Annotated in this window: 9 protein-coding genes and 2 pseudogenes; 2 read left to right on the plus strand and 9 right to left on the minus strand. The window is 32.0% G+C overall.

The annotated features are described in order from the left end of the window. Nucleotides 1–199 precede the first annotated feature (199 nt). From ACQKMD_RS20825 to ACQKMD_RS20850, 6 genes and pseudogenes are all read right to left on the minus strand, one after another. Complete coding sequence (locus ACQKMD_RS20825; RefSeq protein WP_427754390.1) at nucleotides 200–1,393, minus strand: NupC/NupG family nucleoside CNT transporter; 1,194 nt, start codon at nucleotides 1,391–1,393, stop codon at nucleotides 200–202. 676 nt (nucleotides 1,394–2,069) lie between these two features. Further along, nucleotides 2,070–2,201 carry a hypothetical protein gene (locus ACQKMD_RS20830; RefSeq protein ID WP_427754392.1) on the minus strand — a complete coding sequence of 44 codons (132 nt, stop codon included), beginning with the start codon at nucleotides 2,199–2,201 and terminating at the stop codon, nucleotides 2,070–2,072. A 13-nt stretch (nucleotides 2,202–2,214) separates the two neighbouring features. Further along, nucleotides 2,215–2,364 carry a hypothetical protein gene (locus tag ACQKMD_RS20835; RefSeq protein ID WP_427754394.1) on the minus strand — a complete coding sequence of 50 codons (150 nt, stop codon included), beginning with the start codon at nucleotides 2,362–2,364 and terminating at the stop codon, nucleotides 2,215–2,217. Nucleotides 2,365–2,523: 159 nt separating this feature from the next. Further along, nucleotides 2,524–3,009 (minus strand): annotated as a pseudogene (locus tag ACQKMD_RS20840) (Gfo/Idh/MocA family protein). Nucleotides 3,010–3,280: 271 nt separating this feature from the next. Next, complete coding sequence (locus ACQKMD_RS20845; protein ID WP_427754396.1) at nucleotides 3,281–4,429, minus strand: Ger(x)C family spore germination protein; 1,149 nt, start codon at nucleotides 4,427–4,429, stop codon at nucleotides 3,281–3,283. Continuing rightward, nucleotides 4,422–5,879, minus strand: a complete 1,458-nt coding sequence (locus ACQKMD_RS20850; RefSeq protein ID WP_427754398.1) for a spore germination protein — start codon at nucleotides 5,877–5,879, stop codon at nucleotides 4,422–4,424. Before ACQKMD_RS20850 ends, ACQKMD_RS20845 begins: the two co-directional genes overlap by 8 nt. 734 nt (nucleotides 5,880–6,613) lie before the next feature. Between ACQKMD_RS20850 and ACQKMD_RS20855 the strand changes: the two genes are divergently transcribed. Beyond that, entirely contained in the window at nucleotides 6,614–6,868 is a 255-nt protein-coding gene (locus ACQKMD_RS20855; protein WP_427754400.1) for a GlsB/YeaQ/YmgE family stress response membrane protein, read from the plus strand. Nucleotides 6,869–7,608: 740 nt separating this feature from the next. On the opposite strand, the gene ACQKMD_RS20860 is transcribed toward ACQKMD_RS20855, so the two are convergent. Beyond that, nucleotides 7,609–8,226, minus strand: a complete 618-nt coding sequence (locus ACQKMD_RS20860; protein WP_427754402.1) for a hypothetical protein — start codon at nucleotides 8,224–8,226, stop codon at nucleotides 7,609–7,611. 112 nt (nucleotides 8,227–8,338) lie between these two features. After that, on the minus strand, nucleotides 8,339–8,629 hold the full coding sequence (locus ACQKMD_RS20865) for a hypothetical protein (protein WP_427754403.1): 291 nt from the start codon (nucleotides 8,627–8,629) through the stop codon (nucleotides 8,339–8,341). A gap of 616 nt (nucleotides 8,630–9,245) precedes the next feature. Here ACQKMD_RS20865 and ACQKMD_RS20870 point away from each other — a divergent pair. Continuing rightward, complete coding sequence (locus ACQKMD_RS20870; RefSeq protein ID WP_427754405.1) at nucleotides 9,246–9,467, plus strand: helix-turn-helix domain-containing protein; 222 nt, start codon at nucleotides 9,246–9,248, stop codon at nucleotides 9,465–9,467. A gap of 92 nt (nucleotides 9,468–9,559) precedes the next feature. On the opposite strand, the pseudogene ACQKMD_RS20875 reads toward ACQKMD_RS20870, so the two are convergent. Beyond that, nucleotides 9,560–10,098: pseudogene (locus tag ACQKMD_RS20875) on the minus strand (DUF2441 domain-containing protein). Nucleotides 10,099–10,286 lie beyond the last annotated feature (188 nt).

Genomic DNA, 10,286 nt, shown 5'->3' on the forward strand with positions numbered 1-10,286 from the left:
TTGATTACACTGATTTACAACGCGAGCAAACTAGCAGTCGATCGTATCAATCAAGCTTTACGTGAACAACCAAACGTAGCTTAATTTTTAAAAACGGATTTTGTACTATGGGAGTAGTCTGTGCTCTAAAAAAATACGATTTATGAAATTGATTCACCTATCATCAAATACAAATTGTAGCATTATTTAACAAAACTAATTAGATAAATAAACCAACTAATGTAGCAGATAAGATAGATGCAAGCGTTGATCCGAAGAGTAGTTTCAGACCAAATGATGCAACTTCTGATCCTCGTTTATCATTTAGGGCTTTAACCGCACCTGTAATAATCCCAATTGAACTAAAGTTTGCAAAACTTACTAAGAATACAGATACAATCGCTTCTGTTTTATCCGATAAATTTGCTGCAATATCTTGGAAACTAAGAATCGCTACGAATTCATTCGTTACAAGTTTAGTCGCCATAATACCACCTGCTGTAACAGCTTCAGACCAAGGAATACCCATGATGAAAGCAATTGGAGCAAACACATAACCAAGGATATCTTGGAATGAAATGTGGAACACTAGATCAAAAAGATTGTTAATCATCGCCATTAATGCAATAAATCCAATCAACATAGCACCTACAATAACTGCTACTTTAAAGCCATCCATTATTGCTTCACTGATCATTTGGAAGAAAGATTCTTTTTCTTTGTGTTCAGATTCATCGCTGATAACCGTATAATCTTCCTCTGGTTTTAACTCATAAGGATTCAGTAAGTTCGCAACAATCAATGCTGAGAAAATATTTATGATAATCCCCACTACAACATATTTAGGTTCTAACATAGTCATGTATGCACCGATTACGGAAACGCTTACAGCACTCATCGCAGAAGTACACAACGTATACAAACGTCGTTTAGAAATTTTGTTTAACTGCTCTTTCGTAGTTAAAAATACCTCTGATTGTCCAAACAAAGCAGATGATACAGCTATATAGTTTTCTAACTTACCCATACCATTGAGTTTGCTCATAGCAATCCCTACATATTTAATAAAGATTGGGAGTACCTTAATGAAATTTAATATTCCAATAAGGACAGAGATGAAAACAATTGGTAATAGTACGTTTAAGAAAAATACAGCTCCTGGCTGATTTTCCATACCACCAAATACAAAGTTTACACCTTCTACACCGTATCCCATTAATGTATCAAATAATTTTGATACAGCGCCAATAATGCTCAAACCAATTGTTGTGTTAAGTATAAAGAAACTTAGAGATAACTGCGCTATTATCATCATTGCAATCGGACGTACTCGTATATCTTTTCGGTTATAACTAAATATATAACCCATCAAAAATACAAACAGTAAACCTGTAACTAAAAAAACAAAGTTCATATTTATCCTCCTACATATAGTTAAAGTAAGAACTAATTCTAAATGAATCAACTCAATTTAAGTCATTTATTTCAAATTTTTCTCTACAGATATTATCAAAACAAACTTGATATGTAAAGTATCTCACACTACATTATAACATTATATTCAAAAAACGAATATTCATTAATTATTAATTTATTTTTTGGAATATTCACTTTTTATATAGCTAATAACGTAATATCTAGTTGATTTTAAACTAAAGCATCAATAATTATACCAATACAATAAATTATTTAAATATAATAATTTATGTTTTTCAGTAGACATTGATTTCAAAAAAACACGCGATAAACTATACCACTTTTTATCCTTTTTCATAATCTCTGTGTATATAAAACAAAATATTTATATCTTTAATACTTATTTATTAACGCCTCTAAAAATCAAATGTACATGCTTGCAATTTTTTAAATGAACAAAAAGGCATCACATTAAATAGGGGCTGACCCTATTTAATGTGATGCTTTTGTTCAAAGTTTTCGGCAAATTTTAACTGTTAAATATTTAAGTTCAACAACTTTACAAGTGAATTTTTGAACTTTTTTAAACATAAGTCCTGATACTACTTTATTGGCGTCAATAGTGATCTCCTAAGGTTTTTAGGAACTGGACTAATTTTTCCGCATTGTTGGTTTTATCTTAATAACTGGTCAATCCAATTTTGCACCTTTAAACCTTCTTCAAATGATACTGTCTGTGCCTCTCCGCCATTTAACAAGCTATGACAAGCATCTAGTAGTGAAATAGGCTCTATTGCCGGTATCATTTGGACAGCCTCTTCACTCATTTTGCTTACCCATAGCTCCGACCAATTTCAAAGTGTAATCACTTTTTTCGTACCGAAAAATCTTGAAATCTATACGCTCTTGCTGTCCGATTCCTGTTAAGCCATTCAACATAATAGGGATACCACTTTCTGTTTTAGCCAAAGCTGATACACCTGTTTCGCATAGTTCTAATTCGTGTGGATAGGTTGTCTCGTGAGAAAGAATCGTTAAATCACCAAATAAGTGATACATCACTTGAAGGTAATGTGGGAAAATTTCTCTTATAAAACCACCTTGCTCCCTCGAAGCAATCCACGGATTTTACTGCCATTTTCGTGGCCACTCTGGAAAATACTTATGTAGTTCAATACTAACAATTTCACCAAGTGAAGCTGTCATAATTTCTTGTTTTAAACTATGTACTGATGGACTGTACATTAGCGGAAAATGCATCGCTGTTTGCACATTTGCATTAGCTGCTGCTGTTACCATCTTCATTCCGTCTTCCGTATCATGAGCAAGTGGCTTTTCAGAAAGAATATTCAATCCAAGCTCAGCTATTTTTTCAGCTAAAGATGCATGACTGGAAGGAGGAGTTCCGATATAAACTCAAGTTGGACGTGTTACCAAAAGCTCGTCTAAGTTTTGGGCAACCGGAAGATGATACTTTGTTGCAATTTCCTGTAACCTTATTTTGTTCTCATCGAATACAGACACAATTTCACAATTAGAATTAGCCAAAATCTGATTAATGATACGCTCTCCAATAACGCCTGTTCCTATTAATGCAAAGGTTGTTTTTGTCATAAGAGCATTCCTCCATAGATATTAAAAAATACAAAAAACTAAATTTTCTAACAAAATCTATCGTAGCATAGCCGAAGTAGAATAGAAATTTCACTATCCATAATTATCAATAAATTATCTGTTTTAAAACATTAAATCCCACACTTCCCTAACTAAAGAAAGAGTGACAGCCGATAATACAGCTTGCCACTCTTTAAATTTCTCCATATTCCAAACATAATTATTAATTCTTAGCTTTGTTGTAAAGAGGTGTTATCTAAGACTGACTTCTTTATTTATCAATCGTATCCTTAAATGATTTTCTTTGGGTTTTGAATTTATTAATTTTAACACTGAGCTTCATGGAATCCTTATTTAACTCAACTTTTCCGTTCTTCTGAAACTTTTTCCACGCCCTTACATTTTTCCGATATAAGTACTCTGATAATCGATAGATGTCTGCATCGTTTTCCAGTGCCTCTTTATAAGTATCGTTAATTTCTTTTTTAACTTCCTTTATTACCTCTTTTCGAACTTCATCGATCGGTACTTTTTTCTGAAACTCCCCAATGTTCGCATTAAGTTTTATATCTATATCAAACTTCACTTTATCTTTACTAACGATTGGTTTCACTTTTACCTTTACTTTGTCTATTACTACTGTCAAGTGTTGTTCTTTATTCGAACCTACCGTGGCCGTAACTTCTCCTCTCTTTGTATCTTCCGACATCCATTGCAATCCTCGTACCTGTTCTGCTGAGATAAAACCTTTAAACTCATGAGGAGAAAGCACACCAACTCCCGATAATACAGCCTCATTTTTGACCTCTTGTTCCGTCTCCCATTTTTTTATAGAAACGAAAGGTATACTTATTTCATGATTTGGCTCATTCAGTCCAATTATCAATGTTCGAAAATTGATTGGTTTAATAAAGGATTCTTGTTCATATGAATTCTCTGGGTTTCCTAACTCTGATAACACAAGGGATTTATTAAGGTTCGGAGTAGTTAAAAGTATATCTTTTACAGACCCCGTAGTACCGTACACCCAAATTTGATATCTCGTTTCCCTATAACGAATAAAAGTGTCAATAATATGATTGGCTCTTTCGTTTTTCAAAGCTTCTTCAGAGAAAATGATATACGAAACAAAACCCCAAAAAACCTTTGCATCCATTGAATGATATAATTTAAAAACCGCTTCACTAACGGTTTTACCTGTGGCATACCCAACTTCAGACTGCGTAGGCTTATTAACTGTAAGTTCATTTTTTGCAGTATTAGAAAAATCAATAACTTGAGCATATACTTCATACTGTCCATCCTTGAAATCAACACCTATACCATGAATATATAACACTTGTTCAGGATCATTTACATCCCAACAACCCGTAAGGAGAGTCGAGAGTATGATCACTATTATCAATAGTCCCTTATTCATTTTCGTCCTCTTTTGTCCGTGTTTTATCTTGTGGATCTAACATATTTGGCCGTTTATTATAATATTTTTGCGGAAGTCGAAATAGGGATTTTGTGATTGTTGACCAACTTAAATCTGTTGCAATATTCATGTAGGGAACACCAAATGTTCGTATACTTGATAGATAAAAGAGCGTAAAGAAAAGTGACATAAAAAAACCAAAAAGACCCAAAAAACCAGTAGCTACGATGAAACAAATACGTAAGACACTTATTGCAGAAACGAGTGACTCATTTATTAACGTAAATGTTGAAATGGTTGAAATAGCTATAACCACAACAGTCGCTGGACTTGTTACCCCTGCTCGAATAGCAGCATCTCCTATAATTAGCCCACCTACAACACTAATTGTTCCACCTATGGCTGTTGGAAGGCGCATGCCTGCTTCACGGAACAACTCAAACATGAGCAGCATAAGTAGCATTTCGATTGCGGATGGAAGAGGTAATCCTGTATTCAATTGGACAATTGTCGCTAGCAATTGCAGAGGTAACTGATCTTGATGAAAAGTCGTTAAAGCAAGAAAAAAGGCCGGTAGAAGTAATCCAATTAATAAACTTAATACACGTATTACCCGCTCAAATGAACTAAAGACGGTAGTATTTTCGTTATCCTCACCCGACTTTAAGAGTAAAAACATATTAACTGGCGTAATGACAGCATAAGCAGTCCCGTCTACTAGTATAATAAAACGTCCTCTGACAAGAGATTGAATAGCATGATCTGGCCTACCTGTATAATCTATTCTTGGAAAGAGCATCCCACTTGTAATAATACGTTCCATTAACAAGTTTCCGCTCCAAACGATATCTGTATCGACTTTGTTTAGCTCATTTTTGATTTCATGCAATATTTTTTTATTGGCAATATCATCAAAATAAAGGACGGCTACTGACGTTTTTGAACGATCGCCCAATTCGAATTTTTCTACGCTCAATGAATTTGTAGGTAATCTCTTCCTTATAATAGCAATATTTACTGATATATCTTCAATGAAATTATCTCTCGGCCCTTTTATTACCATCTCCATACGTGTCTCTTCAGGTTTCCGATTCGGCTTTTTAGCAATATTGCTAGAAAATAAGAGAAATTCATCTTCAAAATAAATTAGTAGATGGCCGGTATACACACGTAATATGGCGTCTTCCTTATTTTCTACTTTTAATAAATTTGGTATATATAATTTAGCTACTACTGCACTTTCCAAAGATTCCTCCGCTAAGTTTGCTATGACGTTTTGAACTCTTTGGACAATAACTTCATTTAATAGCTGTTGGTCAATCATTGCATCGCATGTAATGAAATGCACTTTATGTTGATGGAATGTATACGATTGAAAATGAACATCCGCAGACTTTTGAAATAACTCCCTCAAGGTGTTTATATCTATTGGTTTTTTGGCCGATTCCATACCACTCCACTACTTTCTACTAATTATTTGTTTTGGGGCTTTTTAGATGCTCTTCCTGAAAAGAAAGCTACAATCGCAATAATATAGAACACAATGGAAAAGACAACTTTAACTATTCTTCTTTTTAACTAATCTTTAATCGGCTCTCGTTCTGATTTATCATGAATATAAACTAAAATAAAAAAGCCAAGGAATATAACCACAGTGGCTAATATGACAAGGTCACTCTGCAACTTTTAATAATGATGGAATAATAGTTACATGGTTTTTAACCGATGACATTCATCGGCAAGAAAATAACATATATTATACTAATTGTGCATATGTTTTTTACATTGCACCCTTTAATTTTTATTGGTACTTTTTAGTTTTGCCAATAATGTTCGATATTATAAGCAACTTTATGTGGTTGAAAAAAGTTAACACTTTTAATTGTATTTGTGCTACAAAAAAAAACGCCAAATCTTTTTTTAATTGCTAATCAAGAACTTTTCTAATATTCAGAAAGCCCTTAAAGTTATCACTCACTTTAAGGGCTTTCTTTGTAATTATTTGAAATCAATAATAATTAAAATAATTTTTAATGCGTTTTCTAAATGTTTCGTATACATTATTCATATTTTCAAATTTGTAACGATGTGTTACTAATGCTTCAGGATTAATCTAAAGCGTTTTAATTCGTATTTATATTTTTAGATAATATGGGAATAATGAAATTTTAAAGGAGGTTTAACATGTTTAGTTTTATTTGGTTTCTAATTATCGGCGGTATTCTAGGATGGTTAGCAAGTCTGATCATCGGTAAGGATATCCCAGGTGGAATTATAGGTAATATTATTGCAGGTATTATTGGTGCTTGGATAGGTGGGAAATTATTAGGTAAGTGGGGTCCTACACTAAGTGACTTTTATATTTTCCCAACTTTAATTGGTTCTATCGTGTTGATTTTTGTCGTAAGTTTCATTTTGAAATTAATGCACAAAGATTGATGTAGACCTGGGCGATTTGCTCAGGTTTTTTAATTTACTTGGAAATTAATAGGCCCTATTCAATTTAAGATTGTGCTTTTTTTGTATTAGATATTGTTTAAATTTCATCTAATTTTTTAAAATGAACTTTTAACCATTCCATTTGTATCTTTTACTAATCAGAAAATAAATATACTCCCCAAAGAAAAACGATAAATAGATTCAAAGCCGCTATCCATCTCGAATTAATAAGTAAAATCAAAGAAAGAAAAAGGCTAATAATTATCAAAGTTAAAATGATACCTAACAATACTTTCTTCTTTGCACTCATTTTAATCTTTTCTTTATGATCGTTTTTTACATTCATTTTAAACAACCCAACCCCAAAAAATGTTGGCATCAATAACAGTTAGTAAGCCCTTCTCTTCCCACTCTTTATTCTGTTCCGCATCTCTTCTGGAATACCATAATAGCTATGAAACCATATAAACATAGCTTATACAAAGCAATTAAAATAAAAAACTGGAAAGAATATGAATTTATATCCTGCTGAAGACCTGAAATTTGTATTTGTTACAGTCAAAAACATAAAGGTTGAGTTATTCGCTATTGTATGAACATTGTCAAAGGAAAATCTTCAGTTCATATAGCATTTTATAATGATGATTATATATTCCTCCATTCTTTTAGGCTTGTTAAATTCCGTTGGGTAAAGCTTCTCCACCTGCTGTTTCCCAACAAAGAAGCAATCGCTTGCCATCTCAATCAAAATCTTGATGCGTAAACTGCACAAAATCAGGTAATAAGTTTTTCAAATTCTTTATGTTAGCATATTGTTTATTTTTGGATAAAAGAAACATTTCATTTGCATCGTTTCCAATGAAGATAACACTTGTATTTTCTCTTATCGTTATATCTACATGAATAATTTCCACTTTTGAGAATCCAATTACGTCTATTTTTTTATTGAACTGAAGGTTTGATTTATTTGTTGAAAACAATACTTGATTACCTACACAAATTTGATAAATAAAATCATCCATTATTTTTTCAAGATCTATTAATTTTTGAATAGTTACTTCAAAATAAGTTTTACTTTTAGTAGTAATTTTTTTGACAAAGATATTGTTATTTTTTATAAGCTGATTTTCAAATTCTTTTTCATCTGAGTTATTCAATTCGATATACATATAAAAGGGGACATTTGTTAAGCTGAACAACAACTTAACAAATCTTTCTTTTTTCAAATTTGGTATTTGTAGCATTGAAAAATTAATCATATTTATATTTTCATTTATTTCATTTAATGAGATATGGAAATCATCAGTGATCTCAGTGATTAAACGCGTGTTTTTAATATACCCAATCTCTATATTCACTTTTTACCCTCTTTCTATAAACTATAAATACTGATGTACCAACTGATTCTGCTAAAAGTATTTCACTACATTCTATTTATACGTTTTGTTTCATTAGATTTTCACTTAGATTCTACCATACCCAAATATAATATTTAGAAGTAAATCGATACCCTTTTGAATATTGCCAATTCGATTTGAACACATAGTGGTATTTCGGATCATTAATATGATAGTGCCACATTCTTGTCTTAATTTTCTTCTTTTTATAAAAACTGTCTAAGTATTGATAGTCAAAAGAAAATAAACGTGAATCTTTGCCTTTTGGAACATACCCTTTTTTATAATTTACTTTAAGAATAGAATTCTGTTCAAAAAATGAAATGCTATATTTCTTACTAAATCCTTTTAAATATGGATTCAATCTAATCCCCTAATTATTTAATTAGGGGATCATGTGTATCAATTAATTTGTCCCTTGATTAATAAAAGTTGAAAAGTGGTTCCTCAGGAAAAAAGAAAAAATAAGTTATAGATGTAGCAATACTACCAATAATCGTAATGATTAATAATAATACAAAAAACCATCTACTACTCTTTTTCACACCTCCAAATATTAACAAAACATGATAGTAACATATAAGGGTTGTGATTGCTAGACTAAGAAAAAGTAAACGTGTTATCATTTTTTTGTCCTCACCAAAGTTTAATGTACTCGTAGGATTTTATAGGTCCCCACCAACCGTATGCTTTAGATTTCTTTTTATAAGTTTTAAAATACCATTTCATAACATGTACTACTAAGCCGCCTACCGACAAACTAACCGCAATTGCCAAGGAATTGAGCATAGAGGTTACAATTGGGCCTCTCTCTTGTTTGCAATTGAAACTCCTCCTTTTCATTCAACGAACACGTTCCATAGTCATATAGGTATAAAAAGTTGTCGTATTCGATATACTTATCTTACGACGACTACATTCCGTAGTTTTTTCGAATAAATTATCGTATAATATAGAAAAAACATTGGAGGCTATATATTATGCGCGTTATGTCCAACTTAAAAGTAATACTAGATCGAAGAGGTCTTTCTATTCGCGAGTGTGCTCGCAAAGCTGATTTGCCAGTAGAAACCGTGAGACGATTATATAATGATGATACAAAACAATATCAACGTGACACAATCGGTGCTTTGTGTGAGGCATTAGATGTTGAAATAAGTGATTTACTTGTATTAGAAAAAAAGGACGACCAAATAGGTTAGCGTCTTTTTTATTTCGAGCGATTGTCTCGTCTACGTATCGCCTCTTCCGCTCCCAATTCATGATATCGGGAGTGTTTTTGTTGTATGTTTTATTAGTTGTTCTGTAAAATTTCTATAACTTCAATTTTTCCGTTAATAAGTAACTCAGGAAGTTCATTATTCTTATTACCATTCCAATACGCTTTTGCTTGTTCAATCTTTTGAGAGAATGGGATTGCATCCACTCGTGGTAATAATTCTCCATCTCCCTCGAAATAATTTCCTTTAACTTTAAGTTTTACAATTTGTTGATTTTACGATTATATGATTCAAAAACTGCTTTCCATTTCAATACTTCTTCGTAAGTCTTTGCAGCATATAGGCAAGATAATCTTGAAGGATATTCAGGAAACTCCTGTAGACGAACCATTTCAACTATAGTTTCACGTATTGCCCTAATTGTTTGGTCTACGTATTTGACTGTAACCTCTGTATCTTCAGCATTTAATTGCAAACCATTACAATTAAAGTTTTTCTGCAATATTTGAATAAAATCTTCACCCTGCGTGTTTACTTGATTTTTTTCGAAAAAGAAATTGTAGAGCGTATTTGGTTGGTTTTCATCAAAATGAATGACTTGACCTAATTTCATTTTTTTACGAGTCACTAGATGATAGACATAAAATTCTTTACTCAATTGTATACCCACCTTTCAATTGTGATATTATGTTAATTTCAATTTTGATGATTTATACGCTGAGATTTCATTAAGAACTTTACAGTCCTTCCCTACATCTGAATCAGTACTAAAAGCAGGTGTAGAAGAGATTGCTCAATTTA

This window comes from Viridibacillus sp. NPDC096237, assembly GCF_050278625.1.
Lineage (GTDB): Bacteria > Bacillota > Bacilli > Bacillales_A > Planococcaceae > Viridibacillus.

Bases quoted from the DNA above. Each gene is read 5' to 3' on its own strand.
- ACQKMD_RS20830 (WP_427754392.1), bottom strand. From the start codon at position 2,201: ATGATACCGGCAATAGAGCCTATTTCACTACTAGATGCTTGTCATAGC.
- ACQKMD_RS20850 (WP_427754398.1), bottom strand. From the start codon at position 5,879: ATGGAATCGGCCAAAAAACCAATAGATATAAACACCTTGAGGGAGTTA.
- ACQKMD_RS20870 (WP_427754405.1), top strand. From the start codon at position 9,246: ATGCGCGTTATGTCCAACTTAAAAGTAATACTAGATCGAAGAGGTCTT.
- ACQKMD_RS20825 (WP_427754390.1), bottom strand. From the start codon at position 1,393: ATGAACTTTGTTTTTTTAGTTACAGGTTTACTGTTTGTATTTTTGATG.
- ACQKMD_RS20845 (WP_427754396.1), bottom strand. From the start codon at position 4,429: ATGAATAAGGGACTATTGATAATAGTGATCATACTCTCGACTCTCCTT.
- ACQKMD_RS20855 (WP_427754400.1), top strand. From the start codon at position 6,614: ATGTTTAGTTTTATTTGGTTTCTAATTATCGGCGGTATTCTAGGATGG.